Annotated in this window: 23 protein-coding genes; 12 read left to right on the forward strand and 11 right to left on the reverse strand. The window is 36.2% G+C overall.

Going from position 1 to position 25,242, the window contains the following annotated elements; genetic code table 11:
- The 4 genes from TY13_RS17970 to TY13_RS17985 all read left to right on the forward strand — a co-directional run bounded on the left by TY13_RS17970 (position 1) and on the right by TY13_RS17985 (position 6,547).
- Positions 1-1,035, forward strand: a complete 1,035-nt coding sequence (locus TY13_RS17970) for an ABC transporter ATP-binding protein (protein WP_042478878.1) — start codon at positions 1-3, stop codon at positions 1,033-1,035.
- Positions 1,007-2,020 carry an ABC transporter ATP-binding protein gene (locus TY13_RS17975; protein ID WP_042478879.1) on the forward strand — a complete coding sequence of 338 codons (1,014 nt, stop codon included), beginning with the start codon at positions 1,007-1,009 and terminating at the stop codon, positions 2,018-2,020. Before TY13_RS17970 ends, TY13_RS17975 begins: the two co-directional genes overlap by 29 nt.
- A 286-nt stretch (positions 2,021-2,306) precedes the next feature.
- The gene (locus TY13_RS17980) at positions 2,307-3,467 is read left to right on the forward strand and encodes an exonuclease SbcCD subunit D (RefSeq protein WP_042478881.1); all 1,161 of its coding nucleotides are present in this window, start codon (positions 2,307-2,309) and stop codon (positions 3,465-3,467) included.
- On the forward strand, positions 3,464-6,547 hold the full coding sequence (locus TY13_RS17985) for an AAA family ATPase (RefSeq protein WP_042478883.1): 3,084 nt from the start codon (positions 3,464-3,466) through the stop codon (positions 6,545-6,547). Before TY13_RS17980 ends, TY13_RS17985 begins: the two co-directional genes overlap by 4 nt.
- 200 nt (positions 6,548-6,747) lie before the next feature.
- On the opposite strand, the gene TY13_RS17990 is transcribed toward TY13_RS17985, so the two are convergent.
- From TY13_RS17990 to TY13_RS18000, 3 genes are all read right to left on the reverse strand, one after another.
- Positions 6,748-7,074, reverse strand: coding sequence for a DUF4870 domain-containing protein (locus tag TY13_RS17990; RefSeq protein WP_042478884.1), 327 nt, complete (start codon positions 7,072-7,074; stop codon positions 6,748-6,750).
- Positions 7,075-7,251: 177 nt separating this feature from the next.
- The gene (locus TY13_RS17995) at positions 7,252-8,808 is read right to left on the reverse strand and encodes a sensor domain-containing diguanylate cyclase (protein WP_042478885.1); all 1,557 of its coding nucleotides are present in this window, start codon (positions 8,806-8,808) and stop codon (positions 7,252-7,254) included.
- A gap of 45 nt (positions 8,809-8,853) precedes the next feature.
- Positions 8,854-10,407 carry a GGDEF domain-containing protein gene (locus TY13_RS18000; RefSeq protein ID WP_042478886.1) on the reverse strand — a complete coding sequence of 518 codons (1,554 nt, stop codon included), beginning with the start codon at positions 10,405-10,407 and terminating at the stop codon, positions 8,854-8,856.
- A 147-nt stretch (positions 10,408-10,554) separates the two neighbouring features.
- Here TY13_RS18000 and map point away from each other — a divergent pair, with 147 nt between their 5' ends.
- Positions 10,555-11,307: a type I methionyl aminopeptidase gene (map, locus tag TY13_RS18005; RefSeq protein WP_042478888.1), complete on the forward strand. Its 753-nt coding sequence runs from the start codon at positions 10,555-10,557 to the stop codon at positions 11,305-11,307.
- 64 nt (positions 11,308-11,371) lie between these two features.
- On the opposite strand, the gene TY13_RS18010 is transcribed toward map, so the two are convergent.
- Complete coding sequence (locus tag TY13_RS18010; protein ID WP_052344380.1) at positions 11,372-12,085, reverse strand: hypothetical protein; 714 nt, start codon at positions 12,083-12,085, stop codon at positions 11,372-11,374.
- Between the two features lie 166 nt (positions 12,086-12,251).
- Between TY13_RS18010 and TY13_RS18015 the strand changes: the two genes are divergently transcribed.
- Both TY13_RS18015 and TY13_RS18020 read left to right on the forward strand, forming a co-directional pair.
- Positions 12,252-13,106 (forward strand): polyphosphate kinase 2 family protein, encoded by an 855-nt coding sequence (locus TY13_RS18015; RefSeq protein ID WP_042478890.1) that lies wholly within the window; start codon positions 12,252-12,254, stop codon positions 13,104-13,106.
- Positions 13,107-13,307: 201 nt separating this feature from the next.
- Positions 13,308-13,868, forward strand: coding sequence for a GNAT family N-acetyltransferase (locus tag TY13_RS18020; RefSeq protein WP_042478999.1), 561 nt, complete (start codon positions 13,308-13,310; stop codon positions 13,866-13,868).
- 136 nt (positions 13,869-14,004) lie between these two features.
- Here the strand turns inward: TY13_RS18020 and TY13_RS18025 are convergent, their stop codons facing one another.
- From TY13_RS18025 to TY13_RS18030, 3 genes are all read right to left on the reverse strand, one after another.
- Positions 14,005-14,571, reverse strand: a complete 567-nt coding sequence (locus tag TY13_RS18025) for a beta-class carbonic anhydrase (protein ID WP_042478892.1) — start codon at positions 14,569-14,571, stop codon at positions 14,005-14,007.
- 155 nt (positions 14,572-14,726) lie between these two features.
- Positions 14,727-14,885 carry a hypothetical protein gene (locus TY13_RS20920; protein ID WP_195891721.1) on the reverse strand — a complete coding sequence of 53 codons (159 nt, stop codon included), beginning with the start codon at positions 14,883-14,885 and terminating at the stop codon, positions 14,727-14,729.
- Positions 14,886-15,013: 128 nt separating this feature from the next.
- Positions 15,014-16,249 carry an aminopeptidase gene (locus tag TY13_RS18030; protein WP_042478894.1) on the reverse strand — a complete coding sequence of 412 codons (1,236 nt, stop codon included), beginning with the start codon at positions 16,247-16,249 and terminating at the stop codon, positions 15,014-15,016.
- 177 nt (positions 16,250-16,426) lie between these two features.
- On the opposite strand from TY13_RS18030, the gene motA reads away from it, so the two are divergent.
- From motA to TY13_RS18050, 4 genes are all read left to right on the forward strand, one after another.
- Complete coding sequence (gene motA / locus TY13_RS18035; RefSeq protein ID WP_042478895.1) at positions 16,427-17,227, forward strand: flagellar motor stator protein MotA; 801 nt, start codon at positions 16,427-16,429, stop codon at positions 17,225-17,227.
- Complete coding sequence (locus TY13_RS18040; protein WP_042478897.1) at positions 17,211-17,978, forward strand: flagellar motor protein MotB; 768 nt, start codon at positions 17,211-17,213, stop codon at positions 17,976-17,978. The genes motA and TY13_RS18040 overlap by 17 nt, the downstream gene beginning before the upstream one ends.
- Positions 17,979-18,103: 125 nt before the next feature.
- Positions 18,104-19,192 carry a carbohydrate kinase gene (locus tag TY13_RS18045; RefSeq protein ID WP_042478898.1) on the forward strand — a complete coding sequence of 363 codons (1,089 nt, stop codon included), beginning with the start codon at positions 18,104-18,106 and terminating at the stop codon, positions 19,190-19,192.
- Positions 19,189-20,100 carry a pseudouridine-5'-phosphate glycosidase gene (locus TY13_RS18050; RefSeq protein WP_042478901.1) on the forward strand — a complete coding sequence of 304 codons (912 nt, stop codon included), beginning with the start codon at positions 19,189-19,191 and terminating at the stop codon, positions 20,098-20,100. The genes TY13_RS18045 and TY13_RS18050 overlap by 4 nt, the downstream gene beginning before the upstream one ends.
- A gap of 69 nt (positions 20,101-20,169) precedes the next feature.
- On the opposite strand, the gene TY13_RS18055 is transcribed toward TY13_RS18050, so the two are convergent.
- The 4 genes from TY13_RS18055 to TY13_RS18070 all read right to left on the reverse strand — a co-directional run bounded on the left by TY13_RS18055 (position 20,170) and on the right by TY13_RS18070 (position 24,741).
- Positions 20,170-21,561 carry a M20 family metallopeptidase gene (locus TY13_RS18055; protein ID WP_042478903.1) on the reverse strand — a complete coding sequence of 464 codons (1,392 nt, stop codon included), beginning with the start codon at positions 21,559-21,561 and terminating at the stop codon, positions 20,170-20,172.
- 1 nt (position 21,562) lies between these two features.
- A complete protein-coding gene (locus tag TY13_RS18060; protein WP_042478905.1) occupies positions 21,563-22,792 on the reverse strand; it encodes an MFS transporter in 1,230 nt (409 codons plus the stop codon).
- 167 nt (positions 22,793-22,959) lie between these two features.
- Complete coding sequence (locus TY13_RS18065; RefSeq protein ID WP_042478907.1) at positions 22,960-24,276, reverse strand: hypothetical protein; 1,317 nt, start codon at positions 24,274-24,276, stop codon at positions 22,960-22,962.
- Positions 24,277-24,519: 243 nt separating this feature from the next.
- Positions 24,520-24,741 (reverse strand): DUF1128 domain-containing protein, encoded by a 222-nt coding sequence (locus tag TY13_RS18070; RefSeq protein WP_042478908.1) that lies wholly within the window; start codon positions 24,739-24,741, stop codon positions 24,520-24,522.
- Positions 24,742-24,920: 179 nt separating this feature from the next.
- Here TY13_RS18070 and TY13_RS18075 point away from each other — a divergent pair, with 179 nt between their 5' ends.
- Entirely contained in the window at positions 24,921-25,241 is a 321-nt protein-coding gene (locus TY13_RS18075) for a hypothetical protein (RefSeq protein ID WP_042478910.1), read from the forward strand.
- The last annotated feature ends 1 nt before the right edge of the window (position 25,242 follow it).

Consider the following 25,242-nt stretch of genomic DNA (forward strand, 5'->3'; position numbering starts at 1 on the left):
GTGACACAACAATTAGAAAATATTTTAGAAGTTAATAACTTGCAAACGGTTTTTGCAACTGAGGGTGGAGAAGTACGCGCTGTTGATGGCGTTAGCTTTGTTGTACCAAAAGGAAAGACAATCGGTATCGTAGGTGAATCTGGTTCAGGTAAAAGTATTACATCTTTATCTATTCTGCGCCTTCTTGCAAAAAATGGGAAGGTAAATGATGGAGAAATCCTTTTTAAAGGAAAGGATTTACTAAAGCTAACAGATAAACAAATGCGCGATATTCGTGGGAATCAAATTTCAATGATTTTCCAAGAGCCAATGACTTCATTAAACCCTGTTTATACAGTAGGACAACAAATAAGTGAAACCTTAATTATTCATAAAAAGATTTCAAAGCAGGAGGCAATGAAGCAATCTGTAGATATGTTAAAGCTTGTAGGAATTCCATCTCCTGAGAAGCGTGTCAAGCAGTATCCACATGAACTTTCAGGGGGGATGCGTCAGCGCGTTATGATTGCAATGGCGTTAGCATGTGACCCAGAAATTTTAATTGCAGACGAACCAACAACTGCCCTTGATGTAACGATTCAAGCACAAATTTTAGAGCTTATTCGCGATTTACAAAATCGTTTAGACATGTCTGTTATTATGATTACACATGATTTAGGCGTTGTAGCAGAAACATGTGATTATGTAGCAGTTATGTATGCAGGGCAAGTAGTAGAATATTCAGATGTGCGTACGTTATTTAAAAATCCGAAGCATCCATACACATTAGGGTTATTAAACTCTTTACCACGTCATGATGTTGATCAAGAAAAGCTAATTCCGATTAAAGGGATGGTGCCAAGTCCGCATGATATGCCTGTAGGCTGTCGCTTTGCACCACGATGTCCAGTAGCTACGCAAGCTTGTCATACTAAGCCACCAATGCTTGAAAGCATAGGGAATAACGAACAAATTCGTTGCTGGATGTATTCAGAAGAATGGGATGGCGATTCGGAGGTGACGCTATATGGCGAAAAAAGAACTGTTAAAGGTTGAGGGGTTAAAGCAGTATTTCCCTATTAAAGGCGGCTTTCTCGGTCGTACAGTGAACCATGTAAAAGCGCTAGATGGCGTTTCATTTACAATCTATGAAGGCGAAACGGTAAGTATCGTAGGGGAGTCAGGCTGCGGTAAATCAACGACTGGACGTGCTATTTTAAGATTAGAGGAGCCGACAGAAGGAACTGTAGAGTTTCAAGGAACTGACTTAACAAAAATTTCAAAGAAAGAAATGCGCAAGTTCCGTAAAGATTTACAAATTATTTTCCAAGACCCTTATGCATCGATAAATCCGCGTCAAACAGTAGCTTCTGTTTTAAACGAAGCGATGCATATTCAAAATGTGTTGCCGCCAAACCAACGTCGTGCACGCATTGAGGAGCTTTTAGAAACTGTAGGCTTACGTCCATATCAAGCAGATCGTTATCCTCATGAATTCTCAGGTGGTCAACGTCAGCGTATCGGTATTGCGCGTGCACTTTCTGTAGATCCAAAGTTAATCATTTGTGACGAGGCTGTTTCAGCACTAGACGTATCGATTCAAGCGCAAGTTTTAAACTTATTGGAAGAGTTGCAAGAGGAGTATGGCTTAACGTATTTATTTATCTCACACGATTTAGGGGTAGTACGCCATATTTCAGATCGCATTATCGTAATGTATTTAGGAAAAATTGTTGAGATTGCAGATAAGACTAGCTTATTTGAAAATCCACAGCATCCATATACAAAAGCGTTATTATCTGCTATACCTGTTCCAGATCCAGATGCTAAAAAAGAGCGCATCATTTTAAAAGGTGATGTACCATCGCCAATCGATCCACCAAACGGCTGCCGCTTCCATACACGCTGCCCATTTGCGACAGACAAATGCCGTACAGAGGAGCCACAGCTGCGCACATCCGACTTGATGAAAGAAGGACATCAAGCTGCATGTCATTATATGGAAGATATTACAAACGGTAAAATGCAACCGAATTACTAATAAGACAAGCTGTAGGGAACTTAATTCCTTACAGTTTTTCTTTTTGCCTTACTGAAAAACCATTTTTTTCGAATACTCTCGCATTTCTTCAGCATGTTGTTCTTTTGTTTTTTTATTTGTCATTACTTTTATTTTGATTACATATTAACCATTTATAAACATGCAAGCATCCTTTAAATGGCTGTTATTACACTGAGGCGTAATTTGATGGTACTATTATTTTGAGACAACTAATAATTTCAACATAATTAAAGCAAAAGAATTAACTATAAAGAAGGTGGCAATCATGAAAATTTTCCATACAGCAGATTGGCATTTAGGAAAGCTAGTGCAAGGTGTTTATATGACAGACGATCAGCGCTTTATATTGGAGCAGTTTATTGCTGCAATCGATGAAGAACAGCCCGATGTTATTATTATCGCTGGTGATTTGTATGACCGTGCAATTCCTCCAGTAGATGCAGTCGATTTATTAGATGATATATTAAGTAAAATCGCATTACAGCGAAAGATTCCTGTCCTAGCAATCGCAGGCAACCACGATAGTCCTACTCGTTTGCAGTTTGGGCGTCAATTAATGGAACAGGCAGGCTTACATATAGTAGGGGATTTTAGTGCTTTCTCGCAGCCAGTAGTATTACATGATGAGCATGGAGAAGTGCATTTTCATTTTATTCCATTTGCGGAGCCTGCGACTGTAAAGTTTACATTGCAGGATGAAACAATTATCACATATGATGATGCAATGAAAAAAACAATTGAGCAAATCACACCTACTTTAGATTCAAAGGCACGTCATATAGCGATTGCCCATGCTTTCGTAACACCAAATGGCGACAAACAAGATAATACAAGCGATTCAGAACGCCCACTGGCAATTGGAGGTTCAGAATGTATAAATGCACATTATTTTGCGCCATTTCACTATACAGCACTTGGTCATTTGCATCGTGCTCATTATGTTTTGAATGAAACGGTACGCTATGCAGGTTCACCACTTAAGTATTCCGCATCTGAAGCGAATCATGAAAAAGGTTTCTTAATTGTAGATATAGCGGCCGATGGTACAGTAACAGTGACGAAACGCCCATTGATTCCACATCGTGACTTACGCATTGTGGAGGGGACTTTACAGGAAATTTTGCACCACAAAGAGAGCGAAGATTATGTTTTTGTTCGTTTAATTGATACGACACCCGTAATAGGGGCGATGGAACAAATACGCACAGTTTATAAAAATGCTTTGCATATTGAGCGAAGAATGATGTTTGTTGAGCGTGATGAGGAGCAAGTTATTATGCGTGATCAATTAGATGAACGCACATTATTTCAAGGTTTTATGAAAGAAATGACAGGAGCAGAGCCATCAGATATTGCACTTCAGCTCTTTGATGAAGCCTTGCAGGATTTGCTAAAGGAAGAGCGTGAGGAGGAAAGTGTGAAATGAAACCGATTCGTCTAACGCTTCAAGCATTTGGTCCATTTAAACAAAAAGAGGTAATCGATTTTACTGAATTGCAGCAACATCGATTATTCGTTATTTCTGGTCAAACAGGTGCAGGTAAGACAACGATTTTTGATGGTATCACTTTTGCATTATACGGTGCAGCAAGTGGGCAAGATCGAAAAGAAAATAAATCAATGCGCAGTGATTTTGCTGAGGATGATGTGCATACAGCGGTAGAACTTGTTTTTGAAGTGCGCGATACTATTTATCGTGTAAAACGGCAATTAGCACACGTTAAAAAAGGACGTAAGGCAGCGACTGGGGAAGCTTACGAATTTATGCGCTTGCAAGCTGATGGAACAGAGGAACCTGTTGTTGAGCGACAAAAAGTAACCGATATAAATAAAAAAATCGAGGAACTAATTGGCTTATCTTATGATCAATTTAGTCAAATTATTATGTTACCGCAAGGTGAATTTCGTAAGCTGTTAACATCACAATCAGATAATAAAGAGGCAATTTTACGTAAAATTTTTAAGACAGAGCGTTACGGAGAAATTGCTAAAAAGCTGGAAGTAAAAAAGCAAGAGGCTGAGCAGCAGCAAAAAATGGCGATTGCCCGTAGTGAGAGCTATGTTGAACAGCTTGCGGGGGCATTGCCTGAGCGTGATTCATTGCTCTTTGAACGCTTAAATGATAATGCTAATTTATATCAAATTGATGAGGCCTTGGAGCAGGAGCTACAATATTATGAATTGAAGGCAGATGCAGATGCTAAGTACTATAAGCAAGCATTTGCAAAGCACGAAGAACAGCAAAAGGTTGTTTTAGAATGGCAACGTTTAAATGCAAGAATCGAGCTATTTGAACAAAAGCAGCAGGAGTTAGTAGCTAAAAAATCGGAGCAAGAGTTTTTTGAAAATAAGAAAAGGCAGTATGAAGCAGCTATTAAAGCACAGCAGCTTATTCCAGTTGCCGAGCAATGTACGCAACTGAAACAGGAATTAGCTGATAAAGCAGCTTTATTAACAGCATTACTTGCAAAAAAGGAGCAATTACAGCAAGAGCAACAGCAGGCATCTATAACATTAAAGGTGGAAAAAGAACGTGATAATGAGCGTTTAGCATATCAGCAGGAGCTAGCAGAATTAGAGAAAACGAAGCCGCTTTATGAGGAAATAGCATTGCTAACTAACGCTATTGAAAAGCTTCAGCAAGAGCTTGATTTACAACTACAAAATATAAATAACGATAATAAGCAGATTGAAAATTTAAAGCTGCGAATGAATGAGCAACAGAATACTATTGAACAGCAAGAAGAACGAGTGGCTAAGCTGCCAAAAATGTTAGAGCAACAACAATACTTAAAAGAGATAGTAGCTTTATTCCGAAGCTTGGAAGATGTAAATGTAGTAGAGCGGCAGTTGGCTGAACAGCTTTCACATGTACAGCAAAAACATGAAGAAGCACAGAAGCGCTACGATCAAGTAATGGAGAATTGGTTAGCAAATCAAGCGCATATGTTAGCACTTTCATTAGTGCCTGGTGCGCCTTGCCCTGTTTGTGGCAGTGTAGAGCATCCAGCGATTAATCAAAATGCTACAGAGCAAATAGACCAACAACTGCTCCTGCAATTTAAAGAACACGCTAATAAACTTCATCAGCAATTGATGCAGCTTACAACTGAGCGCAACGTGGTATTGCAAAGGCAAAGTCAATTGAATGAACAGCTTAATCAGCTAAATGTGGAAAGTAATGAGGAGCTTTCATATATAGAGCGCTATCAACGAAGCAAAGAAGAAATTGTTCAATTACAAAATTTAGCGGAAAATTTGGTAGTTGGTCGACAACAGTTGAAGAATTTGCAGCTTAACATTTTACAGCTTGAGCAAAATCAAAAATATAACGAACAACAGTTACAACAAGTTAGGAATATGTTTATTCAGCAGCAAACTGTTTTAGAGCAAAAGCGTTTAAGCATGCCACCAGCGATTAGTAGTCTTGAGCAGCTAGAGGAAATATTAAAGCAGAAGGAGCAGCAGCTACATGTATTGCAACAGGCGTTAAGTACAGCACAGAAAAATTATGATGAATCGAACACGAACTATTTAAAAATAACAGAAACGTATACTTTATCAGTTGCACATCATAAGGAATTGCAGCAAAAATTCATATTAGTAACAGAACAATTTAAAAAGAAAAGAGAAGAATACCATTTTGCGACAGAAGAAGAATTTATTAATTCTTGTCGTACAGAGCTGCAAATCCAAGTGTTACAGCAGGAATACATGACGTATACAAATGAACTTCATGCTTTAACAACATTTGTTGAGCAAGAGACACAGCAATTAGCAAATGCTGAAAAGGTAGATATAACATTTGCTAAGGAGCAATTGCAAGTATATAAAGAAGCTTATGAAGAAGCTTTACAAACAGCTAATGCATCAAGAAATTGCCAGAAACTTTGCTTGGAATATAAAGAAAAGCTATTGCAAATAGCAGACGAAATTCATTCGTTAACGCAAACAGCGAACGAAGTAATCATGCTATATAATGTCTTACGAGGGCAGAACCAAAGGAAAATTTCCTTTGAACGTTATGTACAAATTGGTTATTTGGAGCAAATCACAGAGGCAGCTAACCGTCGTCTAAAGCATTTATCTAACGGACAGTATCAATTAGTGTGCTCTGATCGACAAGAATCGCATGGTCGACAAAGTGGACTAAGTTTAGATGTATACGATAGCTACACAGGGCAAACACGCGATGTTAAATCGTTGTCTGGTGGGGAGAAATTTAATGCTTCCCTATGTTTAGCATTAGGTATGGCAGACATTATTCAAAGTTTTCAAGGAAATGTGCAAATTGATACGATGTTTATTGATGAAGGATTTGGTTCTCTTGATGAAGAATCTTTAATGCGTGCAATTGATACTTTAATCGATTTACAAAAATCAGGACGCATGGTTAGTGTTATTTCGCATGTAGCGGAGCTAAAAGCAATAATACCAGCTGTTTTACATGTGGAAAAATTAAAAGAAGGCTTTAGTCGTACAGCGATTAAAGTACCAGGGGTATAAAGAAAAGAGCAGCAATAAGGCTGCTCTTTAACTTTATTTACGACGAGCTGTTGGTTGTTGTTTTCGCTCATTTAGTATTTTTTTTATTATTGGATAAGCAACAGGTGCCCATTTTATAGCTGTTTTTACAATTTTGCCGAGTTTCATATATGATCGCTCCTTTAATTGATGCTTTAAATATACCCAATTGATGTTTTATTTTAAACATTACGATATACTAGCACCGCTTGTACGATATTCCAAATGATGAATACTAAATACAATAAACCATAAAGTAACATGCCACCAAAGCCTGCAAAAAATAAAGTTGCGTCTTCTTGAACGCCGCCAAATATCGTAGTAAAGATAAAGAAAACGCCAACAGCTATACCTAGTATAATAGGTATAATATGTGAAATGAGCGCTCGCTTTGAATGGTAGCGGACTTCTTCATCTTTCGATACTAACCAAATAATAATCGGTGCTATAAATGGTGCAAAGAAAATGCTTAAATAGCTAAGCATACTTAAAATTTTACGATCCTCCATTAAAATCATCTCCTTTAAAGTTTTTGCTTTCTTTTAATTTTATATACGTATTAGACCATATAGAAGTTTCAGCAATAATTTAGTGAACTTCCTCTCAATCGCTTTAAAACCATTGAAAAAAGGGGTGCCAGAAATGCAGGCATAGCCTTGCATTCTGACACCCATTATTTAATAGCTTTATATCTTTTCTTTCAAAGTTTCCTTGATAAGCCTTTTATCCGCATACATGCTGAGATCCGCAATATGGAATAGTTCTTCAAATGTTTGTCCATCACGAGGTGCTATACTGTACCCGATACTTGGAGAAATCTCGAATGTAATATTACCTTCATGCGTAAAGAGCTGTTTCGTAAAAGCTTGCCGAATGGTATGAACGAAATGCAACAATTCCTCCTCATTGCTAATCTCTTGTAGAAAGACTGTAAACTCATCGCCGCCAAGGCGTGCAATTTTATGAGGAGCTGGAATACATGCTGTTAAAACTTTAGCTACATGCTGTAAAACATAATCACCAACTTGATGACCATATGTATCATTTATATGCTTAAAATAATTTAAATCTAAGAGGATTATGGCATTTTGTTGATGAGTGGCCTTGCTTAAGCATTGTGTAACAAACTCAACAAAATAAGCGCGGTTGTATAATCCTGTTAGTGAGTCATGATAAGCTAAATGCTCAATAAGTTGTTCACGCTCAAATTCCTCAGTAATTTCCCGCCACATAATGTAATAGTACTTTTCAATACCAAGTGTCATATAAGAAGCATCGACTGAAACTTTTAAAACACTATCCTCATTGTTGCGCTTTAAATCAATAATATAACCATGAATTTGCTGTTTATCTTTAATTGCAGCAATCATATTATGAATTTGCTGTTGGTTAAACTCTGATTGAGCTGCATGAAGTAGATTCTCTTCGCTTCTTCCTCGAGCTTGTAAAAAATGTCGTGCATTATTATTAATTTCGATAATATTTAATCTTCTATCGACAACTGTAATTGCAACTGGCATAAGTTCGAAAACGAGACGATAACGCTGGCTTATAGTTGGCATTAAATCAAATTTTCGGATACCAATCATAAGTAGGGCAACTGTAAGAAAGTTTAATAATAAAATAGGGAGTGGTATAAGTTTATTCATCCCTAAGCTTAATGCTGCGATATAACCCAAGAGTATTAATGAATAGCTAGTTAATAGAAATAGTAATAGCTGTTTGCCGATTGAAATAGATGTTTTGAAAAACCCATAAATAAACATAAACAAGGTTATACAAATGGTAAATGTTGTTAAGCTATGTGCCCAAATATTATAAAAATTGGCTATTCGATATGTCCAAATGCCAACGCGTTCATAGCTTTGTTCAATAGGTGCTATAGGCGAAAAGCTAATATATATTTGAGCAACTAGCGGTATATAAAGTGCATAATATAATGCTTTACGAAAGCGAATTTTGGCATTTTTAACAATAAGAATATAAATTAAATGCAGTGTTGCGACCATTCCAAGAACGATGAAGGGACCGACAATTATTTTAGAAACAAAAGGGTTATGTTCAAGTGTAATGAGCTGACGTGCAAACTCACCTGAAAAAGCAAAAATTAATGCAATTGATATAACGCTCAATAAACGGTTTTCTAGCAACGCCATATTTTTTGAAAATAAAATAATAAGCATTATAAACAAAATAAATATTGGTATACCGTACACAAGCATGTATACATGAATTGGTTGCATTGAAAACACCTCGTTTGAAAATATGAACTGCATTAGCGATGTATTTTACTTGAGTGGAGCTTGTTGCTGTTTAATAACAGCTTTATTTATATACATATTGATATCACTAACATGTAGTAATTGCTCTAATGTATTACCATCTACAGCATATAAGCTATAGCCTATACTAGGGGAAATCGTAAGCTGCACCTTTTCAAATTGAAAAATATCTTTCTCACAACGCTGGCGAATTGCTGCTACATTGGTTTCTACTTCTTCCTTATTTTTTAAATTCCTTAAAAATATTACGAATTCATCACCTCCGAGCCTAGCAATAATATGTGGACTCGTAATAATGGATTTTAAAATGGAAGCCATATGCTGTAGTACTAAATCACCAACAGCATGCCCATAATTATCGTTGATTTGTTTAAAGAAATTTAAATCAATTAAAACTACCGCATGAATATCTGTTGCTAATGATTTATTAATATATGCTTCAACATACTGTACAAAATAGGCGCGATTATGAAGACCTGTTAATGCGTCATGATAGGCCAAATAATGCGCAAGTGACTCTTTCTCTGTATCATCGGTAATATCACGCCACATAATGTAGTAGCATTCTTCAGAACCGAATGGAATGATGGATGCTTCAAATGCTAAAATCATTTTTTGTAATGTTGAAGGATTTTCAAAATCCAACGTAAAGTTACTAAGCTGTCTAGAGCTTTGTAATGCTTTAATTAACAACATACCCTGCTTTTGATTATGTACAGTGTGTAAAAGGGCAGATAAGCTCTGGTCTGAAGTGGCATAGAAAGTATTGCGTGCATGTATGTTATATTCAAGCACTTTTAGCTCACTAGAAAGTAAAATAATAGCAGCTGGTGTCACTTCAAAAACCATTTGATAGCGAGATTCCATACTTGGAATAAGCTCGAATTTTGTAATGCCTACAATAAAAATGACACTTGCAACTGTCATAAATAAAATAATAGATATAGGTAGTAGATATTCCTTCAAATATAAAGCAAATGTTAATAAAAATAATATAAAAAACAGGCTATTTGTAATGATAAAGAATCGAAATAAGCTTTTGCCATGTACCGATTTTGCCCGGATTACCCCAAATGCTGATAATAAAATTGTGATAAATATGTCTGTGCTAATGGCACCAAAAAGCCATATATTATAATGATGAGATGTTGGATAAAGACAAAGAGCTTGTAAATAAAAAATTTCAATTGATAAACTATAGCTTAAAAAAATAGCAATTATATGCAAAAATACAGGCGTGTAAAAAAGAATAACTATAAACTGACGCGCATGTAAATGACAATACTTCACTAACAATACATACATTAAATGCAGAAGTGTAGAAATAAAGATTAAAATACATATTCCCATTACTACAGAAGAGAAGAATGGGACATATTGAAGTGGCAATGTATGGAGTAAAAAACCTCCTAACAATAAGAAACAAAAGCTAATTAATGCAATACTTAATAACCTTGTTTCTGTCATTTTAAAATTGTTAAGTAATAATTTAACAATGAAAAATGTTAAAATAAAAATAGGGATGATAAATAAGAATAAATAAACAGTTAAACTTGTCATTTCATCACCTCATGCACCTATGCAAATAATTAATTGTTAAAACTTTTAGAAAAGTTATAATTTAGTTATTGGAAGTCCATTATACAATTTATTTGTACTTTTGTGTTATAGTTATTAAAGATTTTCTTTAAAGGAAGGGCGTTTAAGATGATTGTAACTACTCAAGAAGAATTGGATGCGTTTAAAAAAATTGGTCGTATTGTTGCAGAAATTCGTGAGGCGATGAAAGCAGCTACAAAGCCAGGTGTTACAACAAAAGAACTAGATGAAATAGCTGGTCGTATGTTTGAGGAAGCTGGTGCTTTATCTGGGCCTAAAGGAGAGTATGATTTCCCAGGTTATACTTGTATTAGTGTCAATCATGAGGTTGCACATGGTATTCCAAGTGATAAAGTAATTCAAGAGGGTGATTTAGTCAACATCGATGTATCAGGCTCATACAATGGATATTTTGCAGATACTGGAATTTCTTTTGTTGTGGGTGAAGGCTACGACGATAAAGAAAAGCTGTGTGCTATAGCAAAATCTGCTTTTGACCGTGCGATGACGAAAGTAAAAGCTGGTTCAAAATTGAATCAAATCGGAAAAGCTGTAGAGCGTGAAGCGAACGCAAATGGCTTGACGGTAATTATGAATTTAACAGGACATGGCTTAGGGCGCTCATTACATGAAGCACCTGACCATATTTTAAATTACTATGATGCATGGGATTCCACAATTATGAAAGAGGGAATGGTTCTAGCTGTAGAGCCATTTATTTCAGCGAAGGCTGAGCATATCATTGAAGCCGGGGATGGTTGGACGTTTATTACGCCAGATAAATCACTTGTGGCACAAATCGAGCATTCCGTTATTGTTACAAAAGATAAGCCAATTATTTTAACAGAGCTAGAAAATTAAAAAGGCTGCTTGGAAAATCAGATAGTAATCTGCTTTTCCAGCAGCCTTTTTGTTGATAGCTAACCTACTTGATGTTTTTTATTTTTGAAAAAAGACAGACGATAAGCACAGCGCTCAAAAAAAGCGCGACTGCTGTAACGAATAGCTCCTCAAATCCATTATACCAAGCGATACCTAGATAGCCCCAGATAAATATGGAAGGCAACACTCTATCAATATAACGATAGCGAAAATAAAGTGCCATCGTAGCGCCAAGTGTTAATAAAATAACCGTCCACAAGGTATTGCTCAAGCCTAAGCCATGCCAATTGTAATAAACCATTGTATGTGAAAAAAAGATATACGTTAAAAATAGCATCCAACCTAAATACAATGAGATAGGTACACGCTCTTTAATCTGAACATTTGTTAAAAAATATGTCCGATATAGCATAAATAATGAAAGAAGCTGTGCAATTAATAGTAACAGTGCAACGATATGATATTTAGCATGCCAACTAACAAAAAAGCTAATCAGAAAAATATGTGCTAATGTAAATAATATTAGCTGTCTAGAAGTGAACGTATTTGGTTGATGGCGCTTGCGTAGAATATATATTATTAATCCTATAAAAACAACTAGCCAGCCTATATAAACGTAACTAGCAGGGGAAAATAATAGAGGTAAACGATTGATGCTAGCCAATGTTGAAAAACCGAATAAATGGCGCCAAAATGTATGTAAAGTAAAGAGTATTGTTAAAATTGTAGAGCTGAACAAAAATATAGTTCGAGCCATGTAGCCCTCCCCTTTCCGTAAAAAATTATATATCTTTTAATTGACCTCTACAACTATAAGAAAATGTACATTCAGTGAATTTCTATATTTCACCATAAATCTATGTAGGATTGTCGTTCTAAATAGGATAGAATAATAATAATTTACTGATTAAGGAGTGGGAGAAATGAAAAAATTAAGTGACTTAGATTTAACATTAAGCATGGATAAAAAAATGTACAAAAAGAAGTTAAAAGTTTTACAATACGAAATGCTCAATGCACAGCAGTTTCTCTTTAATAATAAAATAGGCTTAATTTTTGTATTTGAAGGAATGGATGCTGCTGGAAAAGGTGGCGCAATTAAGCGATTAACAGAGCGCGTAGACCCACGTGGATTAGTTGTACATCCAATTTCTGCTCCACAGCCACATGAACTACGCTACAATTATTTGCACCGTTTCTGGCGTAAATTGCCACAGCACGGACAAATTGCAGTATTTGATCGTTCTTGGTATGGTCGAGTGCTTGTTGAACGCCTAGAAGGCTTTGCAACGAAAGACGAGTGGAGTAGGGCGTATGAAGAAATAAACAATTTCGAACAACTACTAACTGATGGTGATTATATCGTTATTAAGTTTTGGCTACATATCGACGAAGATGAGCAGTTAAAGCGCTTTAATGAACGCGCTGAGGACCCTTATAAAGCTTGGAAGCTAACAGATGAGGATTGGCGCAATCGCGAGAAATTTAAAAATTATACCGAAGCGGCTGATGATGTATTCGCCAAAACGGATAGCAAGCATGCTCCTTGGATTTTAATACCTGGAAATGATAAATTATATGCACGTGTGCAAGTATTAAAAGAAACGCTAGCTCATATAGAAAAGGAAGCAGAGCGAAGAGGCTTACATTTAACAAATCAATTGGATAATATTGTACAGCAAAATGAAGAGGAAATAACTGAAGTAGAAGAGCAAGTAAAAGAAACAGTGACTAAACCGAAAAATGTAGTGAAAAGTAAAAGAAAGAAGCATAAATAAAAGTAGAGCTACTAACCTTGCTTAGGAAGCTTGTACTTGATGCTACGTTTTGCAACATAAAATATTGATTGTGAAAGCACGATAAGTTACCGTCTGTTTGTACAGAACAGTGTAGGAAAATTTTGTAGGAGAAGGCGCTTTAGCGGTGTATAAAAAATGCTGAGAGACTTTTTGAGCTTATTTCAAAAGAAAGGTGATACGGTGATTACTATTGCGTGTGATCGATGTGATTTACGAACATTAGTAGAAGCGGACGCACCTAGTTTGGCGGTGTTGCTATCCGAAAATAAATATTTTTGGTCAACATATGAGCCACTACATCATCCTAATTTTTATACAGTAGAAACACAACGTAAAAAAATTGTGGAAAGTTTATACTTGTTGGAAGAAAAGCGGGAGTTTTCTTTTGGGGTATTTGTAAAGGGAACGAATCGCTTAATTGGACATATTTCTTTATATGCAGTAAAAAGACTACCGTACTCTAGTGCTTTTATTGGTTATTCAATGGATCAGCATTTTGTAGGAAAAGGCATTGCTACAGATGCTGCAAAAGCGGTAGTGAAATTTGCCTTTGAGCAAGTAGGAGTCCATCGTGTTGAGGCGTATGTGGCACCACCGAATTCCGCTTCTATACGCGTACTAGAAAAAGTAGGCTTTGTGAAAGAAGGCTTATTACGAAAGCTATTATTTATTAATGGACAGTGGGTAGATCATTATATGTACGCGCTGTTAGCTGAGGATTCAAAGGGTGAGGGGGAGTAGACTGTTGTTTAGGAAAGCTCCTGTAATTGTCAAAAAGACCAAAAATCATAATAACTTATCATCTAAACAATAAAAAGAAATAGCTGTTGGAAATGCAGGTGCAAACCTACTTTTCCAACAGCTATATTTTGTAATATTATATATGGTCGTTTCCATCTTGTATTAAATCAAGACGTCCTGTGCTTGGGTCGATTACAAGACCATGAACAGGTATACCTTTAGGCATTAAAGGGTGTGAACGGACCATATCAACGCTTTTTAAAACACTCGTTGTTACATCGCCAAATCCACGTAACCACTCTCGTAAATCAACACCTGAATAGCTAATGATATCGATTGTTTCTTGACTAATGCCACGCTCCCTCATGTTATTAAGCACTTGATCAGGGTCAACAGCACTCATACCACAATCATAGTGCCCGATAATATAAACTTCATCTGCCTGTAGTGCATAAACACCTACTAGTAAGCTACGCATAATACCTCCGAATGGATGATTGACGATAGCGCCCGCACTTTTTACGATTTTAACATCCCCATTTCGGAAATTCATAGCTTTTGGTAATAGCTCAACCAATCGCGTATCCATACAAGTAAGGATAACGATTTTTTTATCGGGATATTTTGTTGTAATATAAGGCTCATATTGTTTATGTGCTACGAAAAATTCATTGAAATTTAAAATCTCTTGTAATGAAGTCATATAGTTGCCCCTTTCCTTTAAACTAAATTGTAAAGCAAAATAAGAAGAATGCCAAATAGGAAAAATGCTGTGTTTTTTAAAAAAATAACACTATTTATATAGAAAAGGCTGCTTCGCTAGCTTGCGCTTACGAAACAGCCTTATGTTCTACTTCATTATTTTTTAGCGTCAATACGAGTAGAGTCAGAAGATTGTAAGCCTACACGTAAGAAATGAATAAAGAACCATACAGAAATTAAAAGAACTACTGTGAAACCAAGTACTGTTGTTAAGAACTCGGGTGCAAGTGGATGATGATGGTTAAAATTAAACATTATGTCTATCTCCCTTCATACAGTCATTATTTATTATTATACATGAAAGACTACTATCAAAGTAGAGCTAATTCATATTATTTGAATTTATTAGAAGAACTATGACAACATTTTGAATACAATTTCAACTAAAATGCCCAATTACCGTTGCGGAATACAGGCTCTTTTTGACCATCTGCAGTAATTCCATCAATATTCATTTCACCTGAGCCGACCATGAAATCAACATGTGTAATACTTTGATTTAAGCCGTTCGCTAATAAATCTTCCTGTGCCATTGTTTTGCCACCCTCTAAGCAAAATGCGTAGGCACTACCAATAGCGAAGTGATTTGATGCATTTTCATCAAATAAAGTATTAAAGAATAATAGACCAGATGCAGAAATTGGTGACTCATGTGGAACAAGTGCCACTTCTCCTAAATAATGTGCACCTTCATCTGTTTCAACTAATTGCTTTAATATTTCCTCGCCTTGCTCCGCTTCTACTTTAACAATACGACCTTCTTCAAATGTTAATTTAAAGTTATCAATAATATTACCGCCATAGCTTAACGGTTTTGTACTAGAAACATAGCCATTTACACCTGTTTTATGTGGAACTGTAAATACTTCTTCCGTCGGCATATTTGCCATAAATTCATGACCACGCTCGTTAATGCTGCCCGCTCCACACCATAAATGGCCTTTAGGTAATTCGACTGTTAAATCTGTGCCAGGAGCCGTATAGTGAAGCTTTTCATATTTTTTCTCATTTAAGTAATCTACTTTAGAATGTAATGCATTATCATGGTTTTTCCATGCTTCAACAGGATTATCTAAATCAGCGCGAGTTGCTTTGAAAATAGCATCCCATAATGCATTTACTTGCTCTTCTGCTGCCAATTCAGGGAATACTTTAGCTGCCCATTCGTTTGAAGCAGCAGCAATTACAGTCCAACTAATTTTATCTGATTGTACATATTGACGATATTTATTTAAAGCAGTGCCAGCAGCTTTTTGATTTATTGCAATACGCTTTGTATCAACGCCTTTTAATAAATCTGGGCTTTGTGACATGATTGACATAAATGCCGCCCCTTGTTCAGCCAAACTTTCACGTTCAAGCTTTTTCCACTCAGGGAAGAAATCAAATGAATCTTCTGGTGCTAGCTCATAGCGAAGACGCGTTATTTCATCATCTGCAAAATCAACAAATACTTGTCGCGCACCATTTTCATAAGCGACTTTTGTAATTAGACGAACAAATGGCGCTACTTCCGTAGAAGCTTGAATAAAGAGATATTGATCCTTTTGGATATTTACTCCTATTTTTACAGCTAGTTCTGCGTATTTTAATAAATTTTTCTCAAAAACTGTGCTCATTTTCTCATGTCCCCCAATTTTTATATGATAAAAATCAATTGTATTGATACCATCTAATCAAATATACCGAAAATTGCAGAAAAATGCATTAATACATCGAAAAAAAATGAAAATAAGATTATACTAAATGATAGAATAGAAATAATAAAAAAGTATGGGTTATTGGAGGTATACATAATGGATCTTTCCTCGTTAATAGGTATAGTTCTAGCATTTATTTCGTTACTTACAGGTATGGTACTAAAAGGGGTAGGTTTAGGCGCATTAGCAAATCCAGCTGCCATATTAATCATTATTTTTGGTACTATTTCTGCAGTAGTAATTGCCTTCCCTATGAAGGAATTAAAACGAGTGCCAAAATTATTTAAAGTACTATTTAAAGAAACAAAATTAACTGGTGATATCGAAATCATTAAAATGTTTTCTCAATGGGCTGATTTAGCGCGTCGTGAAGGATTACTAGCACTTGAAAGTAAAGCGGCAGAAATTGAGGATTCATTTTTAAAAAATGGCTTGACGCTTGCTATTGATGGACAAAATGCGGATTATATTCGTGATGTTCTATCAGAAGAAGTTGAGGCAATGGAAGACCGCCATGCGAGCGGAGCTTTAATTTTTACACAAGCTGGTACATATGCACCAACTTTAGGGGTGTTAGGGGCCGTTATCGGTTTAATTGCAGCTTTAACAGATTTAAGTGATATTGAAAAATTAGGACATGCAATCTCTGCTGCTTTCGTTGCAACATTATTAGGGATTTTCACAGGTTATGTATTATGGCATCCATTCGCTAACAAACTAAAGCGAAAATCTTCAGTGGAAGCGAAGCAAAAACGCATGATGATTGAAGGAATTTTATCTGTTCTTGAAGGGGAAGCACCGCGTGTAATTGAACAAAAGCTAGCTTCTTACTTACCATTAGAAGAACGTAAGCAAATCATGGAAAGCGGGGCGGGTGGCCTTGGCAAAGAAGCATAAAAAGCATAAAAAACATGAGGAACATATTGATGAGTCTTGGTTAGTGCCATATGCGGATATATTGACATTATTATTAGCGCTGTTTATTGTATTATTTGCTTCTAGTTCAGTAGACCAACAGAAGTTAGAAAGAATGTCAGAAGTATTTAGTCAAATTTTTGATGGTGGCGTTGGTGTAATGGAAAACCCATCTGCTACACCTGATCCAAATGCAACAAGTAGCGAGATTACTGATCAAACAATGAAATATATAAGAGACCAAGAAGAACTGCAGGGAACTTTAGAGCGAATAGAGGAATTTATCGCTATTAACGAGTTGGAGGAGCAGTTCGAAGTAATCCGAACAGATACAGGTGGGGTGCTTATCATAATTCGTGATAGCGTGCTTTTTGATCCAGGTAGAGCAGATGTGAAAGTGGAGTATTCAGCTATTGCACAAGATCTTTCAAAGATTTTACAGACTGATACGCCGCGTAACATCCTTGTAAAAGGGCATACAGACAATGTGCCAATGAATAATGCGCAGTTTAGCTCAAACTGGGATTTATCTGCTATGCGTGCATCTAATTTTTTAGAAAGCATCATTGATAATAACCCAGAACTAGACCCAAGTTATTTTAGTGTTATAGGTGAGGGTGAGTATAAGCCTATTGCTGATAATGATACAGCAGAGGGACGCGCTAAAAACCGTCGTGTCGAAGTATTGATACAGCCATTGGTATTAGAGGATGGTAGCGATATTAATAAATAACTGATTATGGGGAGCTGTATGCAAAGCTAGATAAAAAAATCTAGTCTGCAACAGCTCTTTTTTTTTTGACTTTAATCAAACAAAAGTTTATGATATAAACAAAAGTTCTGAGAGGAGGGATTGCAATGAATGATAAGGAGAAACTTGTCTTACAATTGATTCAAGAAAATCCTTATTTATCGCAGCAGGAAATGGCGAAAAATTTAAATATGTCACGTCCAACTCTCGCAAATATTATTTCAGGCTTGATAAAAAAAGGTGAAATTGTCGGCAGAGCATACGTATTACCAGAAAAGCAATCAATCATTGCGATTGGTGGGGCAAATGTCGATCGGAAGCTGCATATTACAAATAAAGTTCAGCTAGCAACGTCTAACCCTGTAACAGCAAGCGAAAGCGTCGGTGGCGTTGCACGCAATATTGCAGAAAATCTAGGTCGTCTAGGTAACAAAGTGAAATTGCTTACGACACTTGGACAAGATGCTGATGCACAAATGATTGAACAAGCTAGTCGCGCATTTATTGAACTTGATGTAATAGAGAAATTAGATATGGAACAAACAGGCTCTTATACAGCGGTATTAGATAAAGATGGTGAGCTTGTAATTGCCTTAGCGAACATGGCAATTTATGATGCTTTGACGCCTAGTCTACTAGAGAAACATACAGCGACATTAGTAAATGCTTCAGCAATTGTCATTGATTTAAATTGCCCAAAGGAAACAGTTATGTATGTCCAGCAGCTCGCCAAGGAGCGCAATATCCCACTGGTAATCGTTCCTGTATCTTCGCCTAAAATGAACAGAATGCCTGATGATTTACAAGGTGTAACATATTTTATTTGCAATAGAGATGAGGCAGAAACATACTTACACACGACTTTTACGGATGAAACAAGCTATGAAGATGCGGTAAGAGCACTGCTACATAAAGGTGCTAAACATGTAGTATTAACTTTAGGTGAGCAAGGTGTGTTAGTTGGAGATCAGAACGGTTTACAGCAGTATAGTGCATATAAAATAGATGATATTAGAGATGTAACAGGTGCTGGAGATGCCTTTGTAAGTGCTTGCTTACATGGCGTGATGCTAGGAGATAATCTACATGAAGCAGTGCAATTCGCACTTTATCATTCAGCGAAAACATTGCAGGCAAATACGACAGTACGTCAAGTGACACAAAATGAATATAACAATTGGAGGAACTTAAAATGAAACAATACTTATCTTATTCACAAGAGGTTTTAGAGGCAAAGGAAAAAGGATTACCAATCGTAGCGTTGGAATCAACAATTATCTCTCATGGGATGCCTTATCCACAAAACGTGCAAACTGCGCGTGAAGTAGAGCAAATTATTCGCGATAATGGCGCTGTACCAGCAACAATTGCTTTAATTGACGGACAAATTAAAATTGGTTTATCAGATGAAGAATTAGAAATGTTCGGTAACGCACAAGGAGTAGCAAAAACATCTCGTCGCGATTTAGGCTATTTACTTGCAACGAAAAAATTAGGCGCAACAACGGTTGCAGCAACAATGATTTGTGCAGAGCTAGCAGGAATCGAGCTATTTGTAACAGGTGGTATCGGTGGTGTACACCGTGGTGCTGAAACGACAATGGATATTTCAGCAGACTTAGAGGAGCTTGCAATGACAAACGTAGCAGTAGTTTGCGCAGGTGCAAAATCAATTTTAGATATCGGCTTAACATTAGAGTATTTAGAAACAAAAGGTGTACCTGTAATTGGCTATGAAACAGATGTATTACCAGCATTCTACACACGTGAAAGCGAATTTGCAGTAAACTTCCGTGTTGATTCAGCAGAAGAAGTAGCAGCGATGATGCGTGCAAAATGGGATTTAGGCTTACGCGGTGGCGCGATTATCGCCAACCCAATTCCAGTAGAGCATTCAATGGAAGCAAGCTTCATCAATGGTATTATTGCAAAAGCTTTAGAAGAAGCAGAGCAGCAAGGAATTGCTGGTAAGAACGTAACACCATTCTTATTAGGCAAAGTAAAGGAATTAACAGAAGGCAAATCACTAGAATCAAATATCGCATTAGTTAAGCATAATGCAAAGATTGGTGCAGGAATTGCTGTAGCATTAACAAAGAAATAAATACAAAATAAAGCTATTAGGAAGGCGCGGGCAATAACCCGTTTTCCTGATAGCTTTTTTATTTTTCGATTAAATATTATCTGGAATTAGTGATTGATAAACATCCCCATCAAGGCGTGTTTGTAGCTCCGCTTTTGCTTCATCTATTAGTTTTGGATTTTCAATGCAGGCAATGGCTGTTTTAGCCATAATTTCAGCTGCATATAGCATCCCTTTATGTGCAATTGGTGTATTACCAACAGCAACAACCTGCCAAGTATGAGCTGGTGTTCCTAATACCCAACAAGCTGTGGAGCATTGAACAGTAGGCGTTACCCAGCTGACATCACCTACATCAGTTGAACCCGGTAGCAGTACTTCAGGGAGTAAAGGTGTTACTAAATGATTCAAATAATGACCTTGTAGCTGTTGTTTCATTTGTGGTGTCATAAATTGATAAGCAGAAGCTTTACTTGCTTCATCTAATGAATCATAGATTTCCTTTGCAAATTGCTGGTCTTCCTCAGTAAAAGAAAGTGTGGGCGAGTTATCAAGCTGGTCTTGCATAACTTTTGCTAAAATAGTGTTTGGAATTAAATCAGAAGCAGCTCCTTGAAATTCCATTTCTACTTTTGTTTCTGTCATTAATGCTGCCCCTTGAGCAATTTTTTGTACACGTTCAAAAATATCAACTACTTGCTTTTTACGAGGTGCACGTATTAAATAATCTACCTCAGCATAGGCTTGAACAACATTTGGAGCTGTACCACCTGAGTTCGTAATAGCATAATGGATTCTTGCTTCCTGCTCCACATGCTCACGTAAATAGTTAACACCAACATTCATTAGCTCAACAGCATCCAATGCGCTACGGCCTAAATGCGGAGCGGCTGCAGCATGTGCGCTCTTACCATAAAACTTAAACTTCACTGCATAGTTAGCTAAGCTTGTCATATTCATAACACCATTTGAAGTCATAGGATGCCATGAAATAGCTAGGTCAACATCATCAAAAATACCAGCCTTCGTCATATGTGCTTTACCAGAGCCTGCTTCCTCAGCAGGGCAGCCATAGAACCGCAATGTAACAGGTGCATTCGTTTCCTCGATATATTTCTTTAAAGCACAAGCAGCGGCAAATGAGCCTGTGCCGAGTAAATTATGACCACAGCCATGCCCATGACCATTTGCTTCAATTGGCTCGTAGGTAGAAACACCACCCTTTTGACTTAAACTAGGTAATGCATCGTACTCTCCTAAAAAGGCTATAACAGTAGGGCCATTTCCATAAGAGCCCATCAAAGCAGTTTCTAAGCCAGCAATATTTCGTGTAACTTCAAAGCCTGCTTCTTCAAGGGCATTTGCAGTTAATTGTGCTGATTTTTTTTCATTAAAATATAACTCTGGCACTTCCCAAATCGCATCACTTAGGTTAGTAAAGGTTTGGGCATTTTTTTGTAAAAATTCATGTACATTAAACATATTATGCAACTCCTTGCTTATCTACTGATTGTTCCTTCGTAGAAACTAATAGGATTGATAGAATACAAACACCTGCTAAGGCAATTAACAACCAAAATGCTGCATTGTAAGAGCCATCAAAAGCATCAATCATAAACCCAATTAATGTAGGCGTTACAAAGCCAGCTAATTGCCCACCTGTATTCGCCATTCCCATAGCTGTTCCTGTAATATGCTGTGGGATATTTTTCAAGATAAACGATGGTAATAATAAAGTGACATACGTCATTAAAAGTGTCACGATGCATTGATAGGTAATAAACATGGCAATTGAAGTAGCATTAAACATTAAAAATAATGAAATTGCTACACCAAAAGCACAAATCGCACCGATAATTTTATTTTTTCCTAATGATAAACGGTCAATAATAAAACCGTATGTGAACATAGCAATTAACATTAAGAATCCAGGGATTAATTGTAAATAACCAATAGACATAAGGTCTAAGTTACGAACCTGTGTTAAATATGTTGGGAGCCAGGAATTTAAGCCCCAGTTCACTGCATAGATTGTGAAATATGAAATAAGCAAGCTCCACATAAATGGCATTGTCAATAAGGATTTTAAGAACCCTTTACTTGCTCCTGTTGATTTTAAATCGTTTGTTGTCTTTTCATTCGGAATATTAATATATCTCCAATATAGGAAAGCAATAATAGTGCCTGATACACCTGCGATGACGAAAAACATACGCCAGCCAATTGATGTCAGCAATACTGCTGAAATAATAGGTACAAGCATAGCCATAATAGCCCCTGAAGAAAGCATTAAAGACATTGCTTTACTACGTTCATCTTTAGGGAAAACGTTTGAAATAATTTTCGAAGCAGAAGGCTGAAATCCTCCTTCGCCAATACCAAATAAAAATCGGATAACGACCATTGCTGCTAGTGACCAAGCAATAGCAGTTAATCCAGTGAATATCGACCAGACAATAACAGCAGTTAATAAAACTTTTTTAGCACCGAATCTATCTGCTAATAATCCACCAGGCATTTGCATAATGGCATAGCCGAGGAAGAACGAGCTTAAAATAAGACCCGTTTCTGTAGCACTTAATGATAAATCCTTCCCGATATCTACAATTGCATAGTTCATAATGTAGCGATCGAGATTTCCTAAAGTCCAACCTAAAAATAAAAGCAATAATACTGTATTTCTAGCTTTCTTTTCCATAATGTTCGAATCCATATAGCACCTCCTATTTATTTAACGACATTTTCGTTAATTATACGTAAATTATATTTTCTGATTATTTTAAATGCAATCTTTTTTTATAAAATTTTAATAGTTGCTATCAAATGAAATATAAAAAAGTAGAGAAAATCAATCTGATTTTCTCTACTTTAACAGTTTTGTTAGGACTCAATATGTGTAATTAATTTATAAATTTTCGTTGCTCGTCCTCTACTATTCCGTTGTTGTTCACCGACTAATTGAACGAGGTTAATCTTTACAAGCTCTGCGATTATGCGCTGTGCATTTCGTTCAGATGATTGTAGAGCTAAAGCCAAATCTTTTGAGGAAAATAAATTGTTGTGCATTTGCTTGACGACTGATGCAATTTTCATAAATGTTTTAGAACTTATTGACGTTTGCTGTAATCTTTTAAGAATTTCAGCATCGTTAATCATTGTTTGATATTCTATCATTCCATTTGCTTCTGTAAATTCTAAAATTTGCCCTTCATCATCCATCACTACAATGCTTGATTGATTTTGGTTTTCTAGCTGCTGTGCTGCACTTGCTGCAAATAAATCTGCTCTATAAGTTGTATTCGCATGTCCGATTCCGACTAATATAGGAGACTCTGTTTTAAATGAAAGATGCTGTAATGTTTCTTGAATTTTTGAAAGGTGCTTTTCTGCAATTCCTCGTGTTGTGAAAATAGTAAATTGCCCATTATTATCATCTGTTAAAAGACCATCCAATGTTTGACAGCATTGAAGCACTAATTTTTTCAACTCGAGTAAAAGAAATTCAAATGAATAGCCAGAGTGCTTTGATATTTTTAGCTTTTCAAAATTTTGAATTTTAATTTTGACTGATGTTGTTTGGGTATCTTTATAATAACGCGTTTTAATTTTTTCAAGAATGATTTGAATTGCATAAAACGTATTCCATTTTGAGGGGCCTGTCCAATAAACAGGTACGCCTTCTCGCATAAGCTGGTCAGCAACCTCAGGATAAGACGTAATTACGATATCTACCTCATTATTTTTCCAAAGACTATAATGGAATTCGAAAATTTCTTCAATTGTTGAGGTTGAATCGTAACGGAAATAATGCTGCTTAAGCATTGGATATTGATTAGAAACTATAAAATCAATGTGGTCTTGTCCCTTCATTTTCATCAAATCCATACTTACAGCAGAAGGAATCGAATGGTTTTCTAAGGAATATGTTAAAATTCCTTCAAAAATCTCACTCGTTGCTCGAAAAATATAATTAAATTTATCTTGTGTAGCTTTCGTTTCGAGTGCAATAGTGTAGGGAGTAATACCTGAAAATAGCCAATAATCAATCTCTGCATCATGTGTTTCAACAATTGATTTTGTTTCTTCAATAATATTGTAAGGGAATGCGATAAACTGTAATTCGGTATCTAATTCCTCAGAAAAATGGATAATTCGTTCAACAGATTGCTTCGGCCCAACCACACCAACTTTTTGCATAATTAAAACCCCATTAATCATTATGTTTTAGTAAATGAATATACCAAATTTTATCTTAACATGTGTAGAAGGCAAGTAGAAGTATAAAATGCTTATAGCTTTTAGGAGAGGAACTGTCTGAAAAGTCGTGTTAAGACAGCTTCATGACGCAAGTAACCGCAGGAGTAAGAGTATTAACAAATATTTCATATAGAAGCTAGGGCTGTTAGAAAGATAATATCTTTCCAACAGCCCCTCTATTTTTTATTTACGCAACGAGCCTAGCTCAGCAACAATTGCATTCATTTCACTAGGGCTGAAAGAGTCACGTTTCATAACCATTTCGTATAAGTAGCATAAATCTTCATAGTGTTTTTCGTTAAAATGCTCTGATTTCATGGCATCTACATTAACCATGCGTAGCTTTTCTTTAATTTGTTCAACCATATAAATAACATTCTCTTGAGATGGTATTGTTAAGTCCATTGTTAGCCTACCTTTCAAAATAAACGGATTAATCCGACCTATTATAACATACTTTAGAGCATAACGGTGAATGTAGGGAAGCTTTCAAAAATAGAGAAATTTAGTTACAATAACAGTAAGCAACGTTTTACTTTGAATAGACTTGGGAATAATACACGAAAGAGCGGAGGAAAAAAATAATGAAAAGTAAACTAGTACCAGCTATCATTTTTGGGGCATTGGCAGGAGCGGCACTTAGCATGTTAGATAAGCAAACGCGTCAACATACAATAGAAACATCTAAAAAAATGAAAGAGACTGTTTCTTATTATTCGCAAAATCGTGATGAATTACAAGAGTTAATTGAAACAAAAATGGAGCAGGCGCAGTCACTATATGCCAATGTAACAAATAACATTGCCTCTATTATGGAGCATGTAGATGAGGCTAAAACATTACCGAGTACAGTAAAAAGCTTAGTAACAGAAACGAAAGATGCTTTTTCAAAAAGTAACTCATAAT

This window comes from Bacillus ndiopicus (assembly GCF_000612805.1).
GTDB lineage: Bacteria > Bacillota > Bacilli > Bacillales_A > Planococcaceae > Metasolibacillus > Metasolibacillus ndiopicus.

Coding starts and splice junctions, on each gene's coding strand:
- TY13_RS18075 (WP_042478910.1), top strand. CDS start 24,921: ATGAAAAGTAAACTAGTACCAGCTATCATTTTTGGGGCATTGGCAGGA.
- TY13_RS18025 (WP_042478892.1), bottom strand. CDS start 14,571: ATGACTTCATTACAAGAGATTTTAAATTTCAATGAATTTTTCGTAGCA.
- TY13_RS18045 (WP_042478898.1), top strand. CDS start 18,104: ATGAATGATAAGGAGAAACTTGTCTTACAATTGATTCAAGAAAATCCT.
- TY13_RS17985 (WP_042478883.1), top strand. CDS start 3,464: ATGAAACCGATTCGTCTAACGCTTCAAGCATTTGGTCCATTTAAACAA.
- TY13_RS18000 (WP_042478886.1), bottom strand. CDS start 10,407: ATGACAAGTTTAACTGTTTATTTATTCTTATTTATCATCCCTATTTTT.
- TY13_RS18015 (WP_042478890.1), top strand. CDS start 12,252: ATGAAAAAATTAAGTGACTTAGATTTAACATTAAGCATGGATAAAAAA.
- TY13_RS18055 (WP_042478903.1), bottom strand. CDS start 21,561: ATGTTTAATGTACATGAATTTTTACAAAAAAATGCCCAAACCTTTACT.
- TY13_RS18070 (WP_042478908.1), bottom strand. CDS start 24,741: ATGGACTTAACAATACCATCTCAAGAGAATGTTATTTATATGGTTGAA.
- TY13_RS17980 (WP_042478881.1), top strand. CDS start 2,307: ATGAAAATTTTCCATACAGCAGATTGGCATTTAGGAAAGCTAGTGCAA.
- TY13_RS18060 (WP_042478905.1), bottom strand. CDS start 22,792: ATGGATTCGAACATTATGGAAAAGAAAGCTAGAAATACAGTATTATTG.
- map (WP_042478888.1), top strand. CDS start 10,555: ATGATTGTAACTACTCAAGAAGAATTGGATGCGTTTAAAAAAATTGGT.
- TY13_RS17975 (WP_042478879.1), top strand. CDS start 1,007: ATGGCGAAAAAAGAACTGTTAAAGGTTGAGGGGTTAAAGCAGTATTTC.
- TY13_RS17995 (WP_042478885.1), bottom strand. CDS start 8,808: ATGCAACCAATTCATGTATACATGCTTGTGTACGGTATACCAATATTT.
- TY13_RS18010 (WP_052344380.1), bottom strand. CDS start 12,085: ATGGCTCGAACTATATTTTTGTTCAGCTCTACAATTTTAACAATACTC.
- TY13_RS17990 (WP_042478884.1), bottom strand. CDS start 7,074: ATGGAGGATCGTAAAATTTTAAGTATGCTTAGCTATTTAAGCATTTTC.
- TY13_RS18065 (WP_042478907.1), bottom strand. CDS start 24,276: ATGCAAAAAGTTGGTGTGGTTGGGCCGAAGCAATCTGTTGAACGAATT.
- motA (WP_042478895.1), top strand. CDS start 16,427: ATGGATCTTTCCTCGTTAATAGGTATAGTTCTAGCATTTATTTCGTTA.
- TY13_RS20920 (WP_195891721.1), bottom strand. CDS start 14,885: ATGTTTAATTTTAACCATCATCATCCACTTGCACCCGAGTTCTTAACA.
- TY13_RS18030 (WP_042478894.1), bottom strand. CDS start 16,249: ATGAGCACAGTTTTTGAGAAAAATTTATTAAAATACGCAGAACTAGCT.
- TY13_RS18050 (WP_042478901.1), top strand. CDS start 19,189: ATGAAACAATACTTATCTTATTCACAAGAGGTTTTAGAGGCAAAGGAA.